The sequence below is a fragment of the Saccharospirillum impatiens DSM 12546 genome (assembly GCF_000423605.1).
Taxonomy (GTDB): domain Bacteria; phylum Pseudomonadota; class Gammaproteobacteria; order Pseudomonadales; family Natronospirillaceae; genus Saccharospirillum; species Saccharospirillum impatiens.
Genome location: NZ_AUIH01000006.1, coordinates 64,419 through 80,490, shown reverse-complemented (window position 1 = coordinate 80,490; position 16,072 = coordinate 64,419). Strand labels below are relative to the sequence as shown.

Below are 16,072 nucleotides of genomic sequence, written 5' to 3'. Positions count from 1 at the left end.
TAACAGGCTCGATGGCGAAAATTAACTGGTTTCCCGGGCACATGAACAAAGCCCGGCGACAAATCAAAGAGATCATGCCCGCCATTGATGTGGTCATTGAAGTGCTGGATGCGCGTTTGCCGAAGTCAAGTATGAATCCGGTAATCGCCAAAGCCCGTGGCGACAAACCAGTCGTGCGCCTGCTCAGTAAAGACGACCTGGCTGACCCGGAGATCACCGAGGCCTGGCGTCGGCATTACAGCGATGATGTCAATATGACGGTATTGCCCATCGTAATGACTGACCGCCGCCAACTGGCCCGCATACCCGACCTGTGTCGCAAACTTGCTCCCTATCGGGGTGGCATCGGCAAGCCGGTTCGGGCGGTCGTAGTCGGTATTCCCAATGTCGGTAAATCGACACTGATCAACGGTTTGGTCGGACGGCGTATTGCCAAAGTGGGTGATGAGCCCGCCGTGACGCGTCGCCAGCAGCGGATTCAGATCGCGGATGACTTCACCCTGATGGACACACCGGGCATCATGTGGCCATCGCCGGACTCGGAGGTCGGTGGCTACCGTCTTGCTGCCTCCGGAGCGATTCGTGATACTGCGGTCGAGTACGAAGACATTGCCCTGTTCGCGATTGATTACCTCATGCAACGCTACCCTGAACGGCTTATAGAGCGTTACAAATTAGCCAGCATTCCCGACGGCGCTATGGAGTGTATGGAAGCTATTGCCCGTAAACGGGCCTGCATCAAAGGCCGTGAAGTCGACTGGCATAAAGTCAGTGAAATTATTCTGAAGGAAATGCGCAGTGGAGTGCTGGGTCGAATCAGCCTGGAAGAGCCCGACCGGGAGGTGCCTTATCGGGAATTGGACGTCGACCCACACCAGATGCCTTAGCCAGGGTGGGTAAACCGGCACTGCTTTAACCCCGGGCCTGGGCATTTCAGTTAGTGCGCAGCGACCGGGGCGTTGTTTAGTCTGTTACAGTGCACTAGTCTTTCGACTCAAGCCCCATCATTGCCCGAATGTGTTGCTCAGCCGACTCGGCCAGGGCTTTGAGATGGTAGCCACCTTCCAGCATTGAAACGACCCGCCCCGAACACAGCTGCTCGGCTTGTTCCATTAGCACCCGGGTGATCCAGTAGTAATCATCGGTTTGCCAGTTTAGCTGGCCCATGGGGTCGAGTGTGTGGGCATCGAAACCAGCGGATATGAAGATCATTTCTGGTCGGTGAGCTTGCAGTGCAGGCTTCCAGCGAGCCTCCCAGTCTTCCTTAACGTCGTCTATGGTGGCAAAAGCGACCTGAGGCGTGAGGATCATGTGCGGGTGTTCACTTTGCCAGTGCGTATTCGGGTAGAATGGGTGTTGAAAGCTGCTGCAGACCAGCACATCCGGTTCGTCGGCAAAGGCTTCGATGGTACCGTTGCACTGGTGTACATCGAAATCGATAATCGCCACTCGCTTTAGCCCGTGATGATGGCGGGCATGCTGGGCGGCAACTGCAATATTGTTGAAGAAGCAGAAACCCATCGTAGAGGCTGGCTCAGCATGGTGACCGGGCGGACGTACTGCACAGAATGCCCGCTGGTAGTGACCGGCCATGATATCGTCAACAGCCTGAATGCCAGCACCCGCGGCGCGATAGCTCGCTTCCCAGGTATAAGGGCCCATCAACGTATCCGGGTCTGCCTGAATCAGGCCGTGAGAGGGGCTGATCCGGTCGAGCTGCTCAACATAAATCGGATGGTGCACCCTTAGCACCGCCTCTTTGCTGGCCAGGGGGGCGTCGAGCTGGGTCATTCGCTGGCTTACACCACTGGACTCCAGCTGGTTGAGAATGGCATCCAGGCGCTGGGGCGACTCGGGATGGTCGTTTCCCATGTCGTGTAAGTGGTAAACCGCGTGATGGAGTAAGGCTGTTGGAATCATCAGGCATCACCGTTGAAAGGCAAGGCAGTATACGACTACATTAGTCGGGGGGCCACTGTGCACCCGACCCAAACCTCTTCGACTTTGGTGGTAGCATGCCCGACCTGAGTAACTTTTTTCAACCCAAAAGCATCGCAGTCATCGGGGCATCGGAACGGGAAGGCAGTATGGGCGCCGTGGTGATCCAGAACCTTCACCAGAGTGAGTACCCACACCCACTTTATGCCGTGAATATCAAAGGCTATACCTCGGTTTTTGGCTATCCGGCGTATCGCTATGTGCGTGAAATTCGTAAGCCGGTTGACCTGGCGGTCATTTGCCTCCCCCCTGAATCGCTCATGAGGGTATTACGTCAGTTGGGCCGGGTTGGCATTCGAGCCGCCATTATTCTAACGGGCGGGTTATCCCGCAGGCAGTCACTGGGAACGGCTCGCAATGAGCGAATATTGAGTTTGGCCCGGGAACTGAATATTCGCATTCTCGGACCGAATTGTCTGGGCATTCTGGTGCCAGACGAGCATTTGAACGCCAGTTTTGCTCACCTCAACGCATTGCCGGGGCAGTCGGCTTATGTCGGGCACTCGGCCTCTCTTGGATCGGCTCTGCTCGACTGGGCAGGCGCTCGCGGTATCGGGTTTTCGCACTTCATGACGGTTGGTTCAAGCGCTGACCTGCGTATCTCTGATATTGTCGATCATTTATCCACAGACCGTCGGGTAAGATCCATTCTGATTCACCTGGAACATATCCGGGATGCCAACCGATTGCTGATAGCAATGCGTGCTGCAGCTCGTTCCAAAAAGGTATTGGCGATTCGTACTCAGGCCAGGCGTAGCGTACCTCCTGGACTGGTGGATCGACGTCCGGTGGATGATGAGTATTTCAACCGTGCTGGCGTGCTGCAGGTTGACAGTGCCGATGGTTTGTTCAGTGGTCTGGAAGTGCTGTCCAGGGCCAGGCCGCTGCACCGGGCGAACCTGGCTATTGTCAGTAATGGCCTGGGGACTGCCATGCTTGCCAGTCAGCAATTACAGTCTCTGGGGGGCGAATTAGCCCAAATTAAGGGCCATAAAGCACAATTGCCAACGCTCTGGTATGCGGAGGAAACCGGTTATAACCCGGCCATTCTTCCTCCGGAATCTACCGGGCAAGACTATCTCGATGTGCTCAAAGTTCTTGAACGGGATCCGGCGATCGGCGGCATTCTGGTTATACATAGCCCCAATAAGCGCTCCGACAGTACCGATGTGGCTCGATTACTACAGCCTTATATAAAGCGCAGCAGACGCATGTTCCTGACTTGTTTCATGGGCGGTGTGAGCATTGTCGAGGCGCGCAAAGAATTCGACAAAGCCGGCTTGTTGAACTTCGATTCTCCCAACGATGCGGTTGAAGCCTACTTTACAGTGGCCAAACACGAACTCGCCCAGGAGCGTCTGCGCGAGACCCCAAGTTCCACTTCATTGGGGTTCACTCCGGATCGACAGCAGGGGCAGGATCTGTTTCGTCAGATAGATGACCAGGGCCGCCGTTACTTTACCTGGGCTGAAGCCCGGGCACTGATGCGATTGTATGGATTCACTCTCGTCGACAGTACCTTTGGTGTTGATTTTGAGCAGGTTATACAGCGCCTCACGCCACGCTATTTTCCGGCATCTCTGCGTCTGGTTCATGAAGCGTATTGCTTTCCGTTTGCTTACAACGAAGCCCCATCCGAACGTTGGCGTGGTGTTCGCATTGAGCTTGCCGATGTAGCCGCACTGCGTGAAGCCCGTGAGTCACTGGCTGCTGAAAAAGGAGAGCAATTTCCGGACAGCCGAACCCTGGGCTGGGGCGTACAACCCATGCGGCGCAAGATCGACCACCTCCAATTCAGCCTGGGGATGACCCGTGACGATGATTACGGCCCGCTGATTGTATTTGGGGAGGGCGGATCCCGGGCCGACATGCTGGCTGACCGCCAGGTCGCACTGCCGCCATTGAACAGCTCACTGGCGCGACAGATGATCATGCGTTCGCACGGTTATCAGGTGTTGGCAGAGCGCAGTGAGAATCTGGATCAGGACCTGGCCCAATTGGTGCGGGCGCTGAAAGCATTGTCACAGATGGTCATAGACTGGCCTCAGTTGGCCGGGCTTGAAGCCAACGTATTGTTGCAACCCGGCGAAGGCTTACTGGTGATTGGTGTCGCGGCGTGCATTGGTGAGCCCCAGCGGCCGGCATTGAATCCGTACCCGAGTGAATTGGTTGAGTCCGTTACCCTGAAGAACGATCAGTCTGTTATTCTGAGGCCAATTAAAGGAGAAGATGAGCCACAGTTAAAAGCGTTTTACGGTCGTTTTGATGCCGATTCTTTGCGCTTGCGTTTTTTTGGCAGCCGGTTGCACTTTGAACACCGTGAACTGGCAACTCTGTGCCAGATTGATTATCGCCGTGAAATGGTATTTGTTGCTCTGTCGAAGCGCGCCATCGTCGGTGAAATGCGGCTTTGGACGGACGTCAATACCAATGAAATGGAGTTTGCTATTATGGTCGAGTCGACGTTTCAGGGTACCGGTCTGGGTCGTCTGCTGATGCAAAAAACGCTGGCCTATGCCGCTGAACAGAAGATTGCCAGTGTCGTCGCGGACGTATTGCCGGAGAATATTCCCATGTTAATGCTGGGGCGTCGATTTGGCTTCAAAGCCCATCATGAACAAGACGGTACTGTCCGTCTGACATTATCGTTGTCTGCACCCGGTAGCCAGGTCTAAGGCGCCGGCCGGGCGGACCAACCCCCGATAACAGAGGCGAGTAAGTGCTATACGAATTGGGTCAACACAACATAGAACTGCCGGGCAAAGCGCCGGCGCCAGCGCCGGCAGACCGTCTGATGCTTTGGCTGGGCGATGAGCTTGTACTGAACGGCGATAGCCACATTCATCAGCGTCAGGCTTGCCAGTTTGAATGGGAACAGGAAGAGTTTGTTGGCCTGTTGGATGGACACAGCTATTACACGGCACGGCTGCATCCCTCAGGCGGTTTACGGACCCAGGCTTTGCGTGACGTCGCCTCGGTCAGTGAAACAGCCTTTATGTTGGCCGCCCGGGCGCGGGGTTTGCTTGACTGGCGACGCCAGCACCGTTTTTGTGGCCAGTGCGGACAACCTACTCTGGCGTTGGCTGGTGAACCTGCCATGGTATGTGACCCTTGCCGTCTTAGATTCTACCCAAGAGTCAGTCCCTGCATCATCGTCCTGATTACTCGCGGATCAGAGGTATTGCTGGCCCAGGGCGTGCGTAACCGTTCGCGTGGCTGGTACAGCACGCTGGCGGGTTTTATAGAAACCGGTGAGTCGGCCGAGCACGCAGTGCACCGCGAAGTACGGGAGGAGGTTGGCGTTGAAGTCACGAATTTACGCTATCAGGGCAGCCAGACCTGGCCCTTTCCCCATCAATTGATGTTGGGCTACTGGGCCGATTACAACGGCGGTGACATCCGGCTTCAGGAAAACGAAATAGCCGATGCGGGCTGGTTTTCACTGGATGCATTGCCCACCGTGCCACCCGGGTTTTCAATTGCCGGGTGGCTGATCAATCGCTACCGTCAGGCCAGGAAGGCCGGGACGGTATAGTGTGACCCGCCTGGCAGAGCTTGCTGCCAGGGTTTAAGCGATAACCGGGCTATTTTTCGTGATCGTTATGCAGACCTTTATAAACCACGTACCCCCAGATACCCATAAAGCCAACAATAAGACCCACTGTTAGCAGGCTAGCGAATACGACTGTGTCCATATACATGATCAGACTCCTCTGTGCTCTATGTTTGAGCACAGTATAGGGAGTCGTTTGGATGGGAGGTTTGACGCGAGTCAGGGAAAACAGCCGGGATACTTGATCTGTATCAACGTTCCCGGGCGGCGGAGGCTGGTCTGTGACTCAGGCGCTGATGCCGAGTTCGACACGCTCGCAATCGGCCAGACTGGCCAGCTTGGTCAGGGCGGTGAAATCCTCAATAACGATGTCTTTGGCACTGTCGCTCTCGCCCAGAATGCTCTGTTTCTGAAAACGGGTGAATACCCGACTGACCGTTTCTACGGCCATGCCCAGATAGTTGGCAATATCGCCGCGTGACATGGTCAAACGAAAGCTGGTTCCAGAATAGCCGCGTCGCTTGTAACGTGCCGCCAGGTTGAGCAAAAAGGAAGCAAGCCGTTCTTCCGAACTCTTTTTGCTCAGCAACAACATCATTTTTTGCTCTTCTCGCAACTCTTTGCCCATCAGTCGCATGAGATGACGGCGCAATTCTGGCATTTGGCCAGACAGATCATCGAGCCGGTCGACCGGAATTTCACAAATGTTGGACGTTTCCAGTGCCCTGGCAGTCGCGGTGTAACTAATGGCGTCATAGCTATCGAGTCCAACCAATTCACTGGCCAGGTGAAAACCCGTAATCTGCTCTTCACCTTCCTGAGTCAGGGTGTAGGTTTTGATGGTGCCGGTTCGCACGGCAAAAATAGAGTGAAACTCCTCACCCTGGTGGAACAGGACGTCACCTTTATGAACCGGGCGCCCGCGTCGGATAATGGAATCAAGTTTGTCCATTTCCTGGCCGTTCAGCGCCAGCGGCAGACACAAGGGGTGCAGGCTGCAGGTGTTGCAATGTGTATTCAGCTTCACGTTGGACTGGCTCCGTGCGGTTAGGCCCCCGGGATGAGGATTGTTTTGTCTATCAGGCATGGTAGCTGAATCAACGGCCATTACCAGCCCGGCGCAGGTAAAGCGGCGTCGCCCGCCTTACTGCTCGCTTTCAGGAGCCCAGGTGTTGACCGAGGTTTGTGCCATCGGACTGAATTCACCGCTGTCACTGACGGACGCCATTGGGATACCGGTTGCCTGCAGCGAAACAAAGTCGTGCAGTGAACGATCGGCCAACTGCGACGGAGCCACGTTCTGTATGGCCCTGAAAATGTTCTCTACCCGGCCTGGAAACTGCTTTTCCCAGCCACGCAACATGGCCTTAATTGACTGGCGCTGCAGGTTTTCCTGAGAGCCACACAGATTGCAGGGGATAATCGGGAACTCCATGAACGCTGCATAGCGTTCAATGTCAGCTTCCCGGCAGTAGGCCAGGGGTCTGATCAGGACGTTAGTGGCACTGTCGCTCAGCAGTTTTGGCGGCATGGCCTTGAGTTTGCCACCATGGAACATATTCAAAAACAGGGTTTCCATGATGTCGTCACGGTGGTGGCCCATGGCAATTTTGGTGGCACCAATCTGATCGGCAAACGCGTAGATGGTGCCGCGACGCAGGCGTGAGCAGATGCCGCAGGTAGTCTTACCTTCAGGCACCATTTCCTGCACGATGCTGTAGGTATCCCGCTCCAAAATGTGGAAGGGCACGCCACGTTGCTTCAGGTAATTGGGCAGTATGTCTTCCGGGAATCCGGGCTGTTTCTGGTCCAGATTCACGGCGATCAGTTCAAAAACAACCGGGGCACTGCGCTGTAGGCTGATCAGGATCTCAAGCAGGGTATAGGAATCTTTGCCACCGGAGAGGCACACCATGACTTTGTCGCCTTCTTCAATCATATTGAAGTCGGCAATGGCCCGGCCAGTTTCCCGGCGCAGTCTTTTCTGAACCTTGTTGAACTCGGTTTTGGCCTTCTTCTCGGCGGTTACCGGGGTCGAATCCGACGCTGGCTCTGTTAAGGTTTCAGTTTCAGCGCCTGATGGGGCGTGGTGTGTGGTGACGGTCATGCCTGAATCCATACCTATGTGGCTGTAGCAACAATGCGGGCGCGTTTTCTACCACCTACGACCGCCGGGGACAAGCCTTGTGCAGAAAAAGTCTCTAGCTCCCTTCATAAGCAAGCAGGGTAAACGTTGGAATGCCGGCTTCGCCCAGCACCTCGACACCGCCCATGTCGGGTAGGTCTACCACAGCCGCGGCTTCAACCACGCGAGCGCCCTGACTCTGAATCAGTGTCGAGGCGGCCAGTGCTGAACCGCCCGTTGCAATCAGGTCGTCGAAAATCAGGACCCGATCGCCATCACCACAGCTGCCTTTTTGCAGTTCAAGCCTGCGTTTGCCATGAGGCAGGGAAAAGTCTTCGCTGGCGACCGCTCCCGGCAGTTTTCCGCCTTTGCGCACGAGAATAATGGGCAGATTGAGCTGATAGGCAATGATGCTGCCCAGAATAAAGCCACGTGCCTCCAGTGCGGCAACGTGGGTAATGTTTGCCTCAAGATACCGCTCGACGAAGGCATGCGCGCATAGATGCAGAGCCCGGTTATCATTGAACAGGGGTGTCAGGTCGCGAAAAGTAATGCCGGTTACAGGCCAGTCCGGGTAGCTTTTGATCCTGTTTTTCAGGGTGATCTGGTCAAATCGCATCGTGATTCTCCGGGTCGGTGTGTATACAGGTCGTCTGGCGGCGCTGAACTGATGAGTCTAGCAGACTCTGCTTCGAGCACTGACCAGAGCCGGCAAGGTACGTTGTAACAGGGCATCAATATCGGGGTGCCTACGGTGGTCGGCCAGGGCACGCGGATAGCCAGGGGCCTGACGGTCATCGTGCAAATGTTGCCAGGGTGTCGTTGAATCGATAAAGCGTTCGGCAAAATCAGGACTGATCGCCAGGCAACCGTTCAGTATCACATCCAGGTAGGTTTGCAGTATCGGGCGTTCTGGCAAAGGATGGTCCGCCTGGGTGCCTACATAGGCCCACAGGGTATGGTGCGTTGGCAGTGGCGTCTGACTCAGGTTGTCGACCTGGCGCCAGTCTATGCGGACTCGGTCATAGCCTTGCTCGCGCTGGTCAAACCTGGCCAGGTTGTCTTCATCGACCGCAAACACCACACCGTTGCAATGAGCCTGGTCGTCTTGATGGGCGCCCAGTGCAGTAGCGCCATAATCTGGCACCGGTACCGACCAGCGCCTGGCGATGCCGCTGACTTCAACGGCATAAGCCAGTCCGCTGATACCGGTTCGGCTTCGGCTGTCAGCACAGATCAGGCTGCCGTAACCAAAGATATAATGCATGATGGTTCTCCTAATGACCCATGGAAATGGCCTGGAAGGCTAGCCAGGTGGCAAGGGCTAGCAGGCTGATGCCGAGCAATCTGCGCACCCAGGGTAGGTTCAATCCACGCTGGAAGGGGCGGGCTGCGGCACCGGTCAGCATCATAGCGGGCAGGGTACCCAGCCCAAAGCAGAGCATCAGGCTGGCGCTGGCCCAGGGGTTAGCAGCCGTTGCGGCAAATCCCAGGGCTGAATAGACCAGACCGCAGGGTAAAAACCCCCAAACCAGTCCCAGCGGGTAAGCCTGTCGCACCCGGGTGACAGGCAACCAGCGCCTGGCCAGAGGTTGCACACGTCGCCACAGCGGCAGCGCCAGGTGTTCCACCCGGGTTATCCAGGAGGCGATGTTCAGATAGTAGAGCGCAATCAACACCAGCAGGGCAGAGGCGATTAATCGTAATACAGGGATAGCACTGGCTGGTAGCCAGGCCAGGCCGGCACCGATTAGAAAGCCAAGGCCTGTGTACGTGGATATACGGCCCAAATTATAGGCTGCCAGAACAGCTGTGCCCTTGCTGTTAACTCCGAATGCCAGGGTCAGTCCTCCGCACATTCCCAGGCAATGCCCTGCGGAGATAATGCCGATCAAAAAGGCAGATAGTGCATCGACCATCATGAGCCGGTTGATCCTTGTTGATCGGCCTTCGCCTCCCTCTCTGTGTTCGGTGAATCGATGGCTGAATCCGACTTCTGGTGTCGGCCAGGCACCATATCACTGTCATCATCAAACAGAATGCGGCGAGCGGGGCTGTCCAGATCATCATATTGGCCGCTGTTGACTGTCCACCAAAACAGCACGCCGCCCACTGAAAGCAATAGCAGGCTAACCGGAATCAACAACAGTAGAATATCCATGATTGTGCTCCGTCGGAGAAGGTGTCTACAGGCCGGATCATGCTATGCGTCTGAGGCGCAAGGCGTTTCCGACCACTAGCAGGGAACTGAGCGACATGCCGATGGCCGCTTGCCAGGGGGCTACCCAACCCAGGGCGGCTAACGGCAGAGCCAGGCCATTGTACAGCAGAGCCCAGATCATATTTTGCCGGATGATGCGCCGGGTTTTACGAGCGACCACAATAGCCAGCGCCAATGTTGACAGGTTTTCGTTCAGCAACAAGGCATCAGCGGCTTGTTTGGCGAGATCCGTTCCGGATGACATGGCGACGGATACCGGCGCACCGGCCAGTACCGGGGCATCATTGATGCCATCGCCAACCACCGCCACCTGTGCACCCTGACGGGCTTGCTGGTTGACCCAGTCCAGTTTTTGTTCGGCACTGAGCCCATAGTTAAACCGGCCTTTTTGACGCAGATAGGCCAGTCGGGGGTCCAGCTCTCCACTGGGGTCGCCGGTTAGGATGTGGCAGCGAACACCCAGGGTTTCAAGGGCGTTTAAGGCGGGCAGCGCGCTACTGCGAAGGTCATCGTTGAGTGAAAATGCCGCCAGCGTCACACCGTTAAGGCTGAGCCAGACTGTTCCGGATTGTGACGTTGGGTGGCTCGCTGAACCCTCACAGGCAAATGCCCGGTGACCCAGGCGCCACTGTCCGGACTCACCACGCGCAGACAGACCGGCTGCCGGGTGACGCTGATGATCGAACAGTTCAGACGAATGGGCGCCTTTCGCCTGAGCCTGTTTGAACGCCCGGGCTATGGGGTGTTCACTGGTGCGTTCCAGTTCAACCGCCACACCGATAAGGTCCGCGCGGGTATAACCCTTGCGCTCGGCCTCTGCTTCAAGGTGAACACCGGTTAATACAAAATGACCTTCAGTTAGGGTGCCGGTTTTATCAAACGCCAGGTCTGTCACCGAAGCCAGTTGATCCAGGGTATGGCCGCGAGTAATGATCAGACCACGCTGCCGCAGGCTGTTGGTCGCCTGTGCCAGTACCGTAGGGGTTGCAAGGCTCAGAGCACAGGGGCAGGTGACTACCAGAACGCTGATGACCACCCAAAAAGCTCTGTCTGGTGCAACCCAGAGCCAGATCAGTCCAATGAGGGCTGTGATCAGTAACGTGGAGCCGACAAAGTAGTGAGCTCCGCGGTCGGCCAGTTCGGCCATTCGCGGCTTCTCACTCGCGGCCCGCTCCAGCAGTTGCATCACGCTGGAGGCTGAACTTTCCTGCCCCGTGCGTTCAACGTCGATTTCGATCGCCTGGCTTTGATTCAGAGTGCCTGCTAGCACCGTGTCGCCCGGAGCTTTGCTGCGCGGCTTGAACTCGCCGGTCAATCGGGATTCGTCAAAATCGCTGTGTCCAGTTTTGACAGTGCCATCGACCGGACACAGCTCACCGGCCTGAACCAGAATGCGTTCGCCGGGTTGAATGTCGCGCAAAGCCTGGCGCTGCCACTGACCGTCCCGCCAAACCTCGCAGGTGGCCGGCAAGTGGCTGGCCAGTGCGTTGCCGCTGGCGTGCACGGTGTTGCGAGCCCGGAACTCCAGGAAACGGCCAAGGACCAGAAAGAAAGTGAACATGTTGACTGATTCATAGTACACCTCACCACCGCTGCTCAGCGTTGCCCAGAGACTGGCCGCAAAGGCTGAGCCGATGGCCAGGGCCACGGATACATCCATCGATAAATGGCGAGCTCTCAGGCTGCGCCAGGCCGACCTGAAAAATGGACCGGCAGCAATGACAACCACCGGTATGGTGAGGACCAGACTGGCCCAGCGGACCAGCAGCTCAGTGCCTCCGGTCATGCTGCCGCTGTAAATAGCCACTGCGTTCATCATCGCCTGCATCATGCCAATGCCGGCAATGCCAAGCCGCAATAGATAGTGACGCTGAGACTTCTGACGCAGCACTTCTTCCTGATCCGGCCGGTAGGGGTGGGCACGGTAACCCAGGCTAAACAAGGCCAGAAAGATATTGCTCAGTGTCTGCTGGTCAGGGTTCCAGGTTACCTGGCAGCGGTGGCTGGTTTGGTTAAAGTGAACCTGGGATACGCCCGTCAACTGTGTCAGGTGTTTTTCGATCAACCAGCTGCAGGCTGAGCAACTGACGCCCTCGATCATGAGGGTGGCTGTCAGGTTATGAGGATCGGACCGGCTGACAAACTCCGACTGAACGTCCTGCCGGTCATACAGCAACAGTTTGTCGCGCTCCGTATCGGAAACGGGAGGGGACGCCGGTGCCTGATTCGGGTCGTGAAAGCGATAATAGGCCTCCAGCCCATTGTCTAAAATGGTCTGAGCCGCCGCCATACAGCCAGCGCAGCAGAAAGTACGGGAGACTTCTGCGACGCTAAGCCGGTAACGTTCATCGGATACTGGCAAGCCACAGTGAAAGCAATCCCGGTTCATCGCACCCGGGGTTGCAGCGTCTGGATCGTGCTGCTGGGCAGCGTGACATTGCCATGCAGCCGCCAATTGGCTTTGCTGTCGGAGGGTTGCAATAACAGGGAACGCTGGCCTTCGATCGACTCGGTTAATAGACCCGTATAACGACCACCTGGCGTCCGGTTTAGCGTTATTTCGACATCGCGCTGAGCATGTGCATCGAACACGAATAGCAAGACCAGCGTTTCAGGCCAGGACTCCAGGTTGCCGTCCAAACGCAAACTGATGCGGTCTCCGATCATTTGCATTTGAGCCTGTAGCTGCAGCTCAATAGCCAGATCGTCTGCTTCGGTGCTGACGATATAGCTGCGGCCATCCTTGTAGACATCGTCTATGACTGAACCGTCGCTGGTCACGACTGAGATATAGATCATCCAGATACCGGCGGGTACCACAAACAACATTGGGCTAAACACCAGCCATGGCCAGAATTGCCGGTACCAGGGCGTTATCGCGGTTTGATTCACTCAGGTTCTCCAAAAACAATCAGGCGACGCAGATGCGCCGCAACAGGGTTCGAAATGGGCAGCGTTGACCGGAAATCAGAAATTTGCCGGGCCAAAAAAACGACTTTCAGTGTCCGTACTGATCTGGGCGTCATCCACTGCTGTGGCGGTAAAGAACACGTCATTATTCGGCAGCGCTAGGTCATCGGGAGACAATACAAGTCTCGCGGTAAACGCCACCTCTCCTCCCGCAATGACATCGATTTGTTCCGGAGCAATCAGTTCCGCGCCTTCGAGCCCGCTAACACTTAAGGTATAGCTGCGGTCAACCTGGGACATGTTCATCAATTGGATATTGTAACTGTTTTCGACCATTCCCTGAGGGGTGATCCGGTGCAGCGCACCGCGGCCCCGTTCAATCGACATCTCCAGGGGTACCCGGGTAGCGATTACCCAGGCGAACAATACCATCATGATGGTCAGCGCCACTGCATAGCCAATGAGCCGCGGTCTCAGTATGCGAGATGGCTTACCTTCCAGTGCATGCTCCGTGGTGTAACGAATCAGGCCAGGTTCATAGCCCATTTTGTCCATGACGCTGTCGCAGGCATCGATACAGGCGGCGCAGCCAATACACTCGTATTGCAGGCCATCGCGAATATCGATGCCGGTCGGGCAAACCTGAACGCACAAATCGCAGTCGATGCAATCACCCAGGTTCAGCTCTTGCGGGTCAATGCCCCGACGGCGCGACCCTCTGGCTTCACCTCGTTTTTCATCGTAACTGACGATCAGCGTATCCTGGTCGAACATAACGGCCTGGAAACGGGCATAGGGGCACATGTAAATGCACACTTGCTCGCGCAGCCAGCCAGCGTTGCCATAAGTCGCCAACGTAAAAAAGGCAATCCAGAAAACCGCCCAGGCGCTGGTATCGAAGGTAAACAGGTCTGGAATCAGTTGCCTGATTGGTGTGAAGTAGCCGACAAAGGTGACCGCAGTTGCCAGTGCGACCAATACCCACAGCAGATGTTTGGCAAATTTGCGGCCAAACTTTAACCAGGTCATGGGTTGTTCATCGAGTTTTATACGAGCGTTTCGTTTGCCCTCGGTCTTTTCCTCGATGAACATAAATATCCAGGTCCACGCACTTTGCGGGCAGGTATAACCGCACCAGACGCGACCGGCAAACACGGTGATAAAGAAAAGCGCGAAGGCACAGATGATCAACGCCCATGACAACAGCATGAAATCCTGTGGCCAGAAAGTGATGCCGAAGACGTGAAACTGGCGGCTGGGCAAATCAAACCAGACGCCCTGGCGACCGTTCCAGTTCAGCCACAGGGTGCCAAAATAGGCAGCAAACAGCAGGGCACCACCATAGACGCGCAAGGAACGATAGAATCCCTTGATTCGCCTGACATAGATTTTTTCACGTTCCTGGTAGAGGTCGACCGTTTTAACGGCGTTGTCCGTGACGTCTTTGACTTCAATTTTTTGGGTCATTGTCCGAACTTACTAAAAGGCTTGGGGAACAACCGGATTGTTTCCTAAACCCATTAGCGGGGAGCAGAGGTCTGCTCCCCGGGGAGGAGATTATTTACTGATTGCTCATGTTGTAAACGTAACCGGCCAAAATGTGCACTCGCTCTTCACCCAGAATGTTCTGCCAGGCAGGCATGTTTCCGGCCCGACCATTATTGAGAGTGTATTGTACTGAATCCCGAATCGATTCGCCGGGAATCCGGTAGAGCCAGACATTGTCGGTGAGATTGGGGGCACCCAGGCCCTGGTTGCCTGTTCCGTTTTCAGCGTGGCAGGCGACACAGGAGGCGTTGTACAAGGCTTCACCCTGACGAGCGAGCGATGCATTGACGTTGTCCTGGTTAGACAGTTGCATCACATATTCGGTTACTGCCCGCACGCCCTGCGCGCCCAGTGCGTCACCCCAGGCTGGCATCTGGCCACGCCGGCCGTTGACCAGGCTGGCCTTGATGGTCTCGCCACTGCCACCGTACAGCCAGTCATTGTCAGTCAGGTTGGGGAAGCCATAGCTTCCCTGGCCTGCCTGGCCGTGACACAGGGCACAGTTGTCTTCGAACAATCGCTGACCAATACGCATGGCCTGGGGGTTATCTGACAGATCTTCCACCGGCATGCTGGCCAGGCGCTCATAAATCTCGCCATACCGGCGATCGTGGGCAATCTGGGCGTCAGTCAGTTCTTTTTGTGAGGTCCAGTTGAGCACGCCATCCCAATTACCAACCGGGTAAGCAATGAGATAAAGCACAGCAAACACAATGGTGATCCAGAACAGGTTCAACCACCATTTAGGCAATGGGTTGTTGAACTCTTCGATGCCATCGAAGCTATGGCCTGTCGTGGATGCCCCTTCGCCGCCCGGGTCTTTCATGCGCCGGGTCAGGGTAATCAGAATAGCCAGCCCGACGATCGAGATACCCGTCAGGATAAAGATGTAAGCACTCCAAAAACTGCTCATTTGTTGTCGTCTCCTGTCCTGGCTTGGGTCTTCTTATGTAACGCTTCGTCTTCGAATGGCAGATTGGCTGCTTCGTCAAATTTCTTTTTGCGCTTGCCGCTGTATGCCCAAATCACAATGCCGAAGAACGCTACCATGGTGAATATCGTGGCCAGGCCTCTGAAATCGTTAATATCCATAGGGTCAGCGGCCTGTCACAAGCGTGCCGAGCTGTTGCAAATAGGCAACCAGCGCATCGATCTCTGCCACGCCATCGACTTCACTCTCGGCGTTGGCAATCTGTTCATCGGTGTAGGGCACCCCTACACGGCGCAGAGCCGCCATTTTAGCGCCGGTTTTAGATCCATCCACGGTCCATTCAAACAACCAGGGAAAAGCCGGCATGTTGGACTCGGGAACGACCGAGCGTGGGTTGTATAAGTGGGCTTTCTGCCACTCGTCGCTGTAGCGCTGACCGACGCGGGCGAGATCGGGACCGGTGCGTTTTGAACCCCAGAGGAAAGGGTGTTCATAGACGTCTTCGCCGGCCTGCGAATAAGGCCCGTAACGCTCTACTTCAGCGCGCAGCGGTCGCACCATTTGGGTGTGACACACGTGGCAACCTTCCCGAATGTAGATATCACGACCTTCCAGCACCAGAGCGTTGTGTGGCTCCAGGCCTTCGATGGGTTCGGTCACTTCATCCTGAGCGAACAGGGGCACAATCTCGACCAGACCGCCAAAGCTGATGGCTACCAACACCAGTGCGACCATCAGGCCGACGTTCTTTTCAACCGTTTCGTGTTGCATTGTATCCGTCCTAAC

At 55.9% G+C, this 16,072-nt stretch carries 17 protein-coding genes; 3 read left to right on the top strand and 14 right to left on the bottom strand.

Annotation, left to right across the window (positions count from 1 at the left end; genetic code table 11):
• The first annotated feature begins 11 nt into the window (after nucleotides 1–11).
• On the top strand, nucleotides 12–887 hold the full coding sequence (gene ylqF, locus G565_RS0105995) for a ribosome biogenesis GTPase YlqF (RefSeq protein ID WP_028670124.1): 876 nt from the start codon (nucleotides 12–14) through the stop codon (nucleotides 885–887).
• 94 nt (nucleotides 888–981) lie between these two features.
• Here the strand turns inward: ylqF and G565_RS0105990 are convergent, their stop codons facing one another.
• Entirely contained in the window at nucleotides 982–1,920 is a 939-nt protein-coding gene (locus tag G565_RS0105990) for a histone deacetylase family protein (protein WP_051207449.1), read from the bottom strand.
• A gap of 95 nt (nucleotides 1,921–2,015) precedes the next feature.
• On the opposite strand from G565_RS0105990, the gene G565_RS0105985 reads away from it, so the two are divergent.
• Nucleotides 2,016–4,673: a bifunctional acetate--CoA ligase family protein/GNAT family N-acetyltransferase gene (locus tag G565_RS0105985; RefSeq protein WP_028670122.1), complete on the top strand. Its 2,658-nt coding sequence runs from the start codon at nucleotides 2,016–2,018 to the stop codon at nucleotides 4,671–4,673.
• 44 nt (nucleotides 4,674–4,717) lie between these two features.
• Nucleotides 4,718–5,533, top strand: a complete 816-nt coding sequence (gene nudC, locus G565_RS23190; protein ID WP_051207447.1) for an NAD(+) diphosphatase — start codon at nucleotides 4,718–4,720, stop codon at nucleotides 5,531–5,533.
• A gap of 49 nt (nucleotides 5,534–5,582) precedes the next feature.
• Here nudC and ccoM read toward each other — a convergent pair whose 3' ends face one another.
• The 13 genes from ccoM to ccoO all read right to left on the bottom strand — a co-directional run bounded on the left by ccoM (nucleotide 5,583) and on the right by ccoO (nucleotide 16,057).
• Nucleotides 5,583–5,699: a cytochrome c oxidase subunit CcoM gene (ccoM, locus tag G565_RS27575; protein ID WP_281168917.1), complete on the bottom strand. Its 117-nt coding sequence runs from the start codon at nucleotides 5,697–5,699 to the stop codon at nucleotides 5,583–5,585.
• A 138-nt stretch (nucleotides 5,700–5,837) separates the two neighbouring features.
• Nucleotides 5,838–6,578, bottom strand: a complete 741-nt coding sequence (fnr, locus tag G565_RS23185; protein WP_051207445.1) for a fumarate/nitrate reduction transcriptional regulator Fnr — start codon at nucleotides 6,576–6,578, stop codon at nucleotides 5,838–5,840.
• A gap of 117 nt (nucleotides 6,579–6,695) precedes the next feature.
• Complete coding sequence (ttcA, locus tag G565_RS0105965) at nucleotides 6,696–7,658, bottom strand: tRNA 2-thiocytidine(32) synthetase TtcA (RefSeq protein ID WP_037337915.1); 963 nt, start codon at nucleotides 7,656–7,658, stop codon at nucleotides 6,696–6,698.
• Between the two features lie 94 nt (nucleotides 7,659–7,752).
• Nucleotides 7,753–8,295: an adenine phosphoribosyltransferase gene (locus G565_RS0105960; RefSeq protein ID WP_028670120.1), complete on the bottom strand. Its 543-nt coding sequence runs from the start codon at nucleotides 8,293–8,295 to the stop codon at nucleotides 7,753–7,755.
• A gap of 57 nt (nucleotides 8,296–8,352) precedes the next feature.
• Nucleotides 8,353–8,943, bottom strand: coding sequence for a gamma-glutamylcyclotransferase family protein (locus G565_RS23180; protein WP_051207443.1), 591 nt, complete (start codon nucleotides 8,941–8,943; stop codon nucleotides 8,353–8,355).
• 10 nt (nucleotides 8,944–8,953) lie between these two features.
• On the bottom strand, nucleotides 8,954–9,598 hold the full coding sequence (locus tag G565_RS23175) for a sulfite exporter TauE/SafE family protein (protein ID WP_051207441.1): 645 nt from the start codon (nucleotides 9,596–9,598) through the stop codon (nucleotides 8,954–8,956).
• Nucleotides 9,595–9,837, bottom strand: coding sequence for a cbb3-type cytochrome oxidase assembly protein CcoS (gene ccoS / locus G565_RS0105945; RefSeq protein WP_028670119.1), 243 nt, complete (start codon nucleotides 9,835–9,837; stop codon nucleotides 9,595–9,597). Before ccoS ends, G565_RS23175 begins: the two co-directional genes overlap by 4 nt.
• A 37-nt stretch (nucleotides 9,838–9,874) precedes the next feature.
• Nucleotides 9,875–12,352, bottom strand: coding sequence for a heavy metal translocating P-type ATPase (locus G565_RS0105940; RefSeq protein WP_157600010.1), 2,478 nt, complete (start codon nucleotides 12,350–12,352; stop codon nucleotides 9,875–9,877).
• Complete coding sequence (locus G565_RS0105935; protein ID WP_028670117.1) at nucleotides 12,283–12,789, bottom strand: FixH family protein; 507 nt, start codon at nucleotides 12,787–12,789, stop codon at nucleotides 12,283–12,285. The genes G565_RS0105940 and G565_RS0105935 overlap by 70 nt, the downstream gene beginning before the upstream one ends.
• A gap of 75 nt (nucleotides 12,790–12,864) precedes the next feature.
• Nucleotides 12,865–14,274: a cytochrome c oxidase accessory protein CcoG gene (gene ccoG, locus G565_RS0105930; RefSeq protein ID WP_028670116.1), complete on the bottom strand. Its 1,410-nt coding sequence runs from the start codon at nucleotides 14,272–14,274 to the stop codon at nucleotides 12,865–12,867.
• A gap of 94 nt (nucleotides 14,275–14,368) precedes the next feature.
• Nucleotides 14,369–15,268 carry a cytochrome-c oxidase, cbb3-type subunit III gene (ccoP, locus tag G565_RS0105925; protein ID WP_028670115.1) on the bottom strand — a complete coding sequence of 300 codons (900 nt, stop codon included), beginning with the start codon at nucleotides 15,266–15,268 and terminating at the stop codon, nucleotides 14,369–14,371.
• A complete protein-coding gene (locus tag G565_RS0105920) occupies nucleotides 15,265–15,447 on the bottom strand; it encodes a CcoQ/FixQ family Cbb3-type cytochrome c oxidase assembly chaperone (protein WP_028670114.1) in 183 nt (60 codons plus the stop codon). Before G565_RS0105920 ends, ccoP begins: the two co-directional genes overlap by 4 nt.
• Nucleotides 15,448–15,451: 4 nt before the next feature.
• Nucleotides 15,452–16,057 carry a cytochrome-c oxidase, cbb3-type subunit II gene (gene ccoO, locus G565_RS0105915; protein ID WP_028670113.1) on the bottom strand — a complete coding sequence of 202 codons (606 nt, stop codon included), beginning with the start codon at nucleotides 16,055–16,057 and terminating at the stop codon, nucleotides 15,452–15,454.
• Between the last annotated feature and the right edge of the window lie 15 nt (nucleotides 16,058–16,072).

What these genes read in the sequence shown, in the direction of transcription:
- ylqF (WP_028670124.1), top strand. Translation starts at nt 12, where the DNA reads ATGGCGAAAATTAACTGGTTTCCCGGGCACATGAACAAAGCCCGGCGA.
- G565_RS0105990 (WP_051207449.1), bottom strand. Translation starts at nt 1,920, where the DNA reads ATGATTCCAACAGCCTTACTCCATCACGCGGTTTACCACTTACACGAC.
- G565_RS0105985 (WP_028670122.1), top strand. Translation starts at nt 2,016, where the DNA reads ATGCCCGACCTGAGTAACTTTTTTCAACCCAAAAGCATCGCAGTCATC.
- ccoM (WP_281168917.1), bottom strand. Translation starts at nt 5,699, where the DNA reads ATGTATATGGACACAGTCGTATTCGCTAGCCTGCTAACAGTGGGTCTT.
- ttcA (WP_037337915.1), bottom strand. Translation starts at nt 7,658, where the DNA reads ATGACCGTCACCACACACCACGCCCCATCAGGCGCTGAAACTGAAACC.
- G565_RS0105960 (WP_028670120.1), bottom strand. Translation starts at nt 8,295, where the DNA reads ATGCGATTTGACCAGATCACCCTGAAAAACAGGATCAAAAGCTACCCG.
- G565_RS23180 (WP_051207443.1), bottom strand. Translation starts at nt 8,943, where the DNA reads ATGCATTATATCTTTGGTTACGGCAGCCTGATCTGTGCTGACAGCCGA.
- G565_RS23175 (WP_051207441.1), bottom strand. Translation starts at nt 9,598, where the DNA reads ATGATGGTCGATGCACTATCTGCCTTTTTGATCGGCATTATCTCCGCA.
- ccoS (WP_028670119.1), bottom strand. Translation starts at nt 9,837, where the DNA reads ATGGATATTCTACTGTTGTTGATTCCGGTTAGCCTGCTATTGCTTTCA.
- ccoG (WP_028670116.1), bottom strand. Translation starts at nt 14,274, where the DNA reads ATGACCCAAAAAATTGAAGTCAAAGACGTCACGGACAACGCCGTTAAA.
- ccoP (WP_028670115.1), bottom strand. Translation starts at nt 15,268, where the DNA reads ATGAGCAGTTTTTGGAGTGCTTACATCTTTATCCTGACGGGTATCTCG.
- G565_RS0105920 (WP_028670114.1), bottom strand. Translation starts at nt 15,447, where the DNA reads ATGGATATTAACGATTTCAGAGGCCTGGCCACGATATTCACCATGGTA.
- ccoO (WP_028670113.1), bottom strand. Translation starts at nt 16,057, where the DNA reads ATGCAACACGAAACGGTTGAAAAGAACGTCGGCCTGATGGTCGCACTG.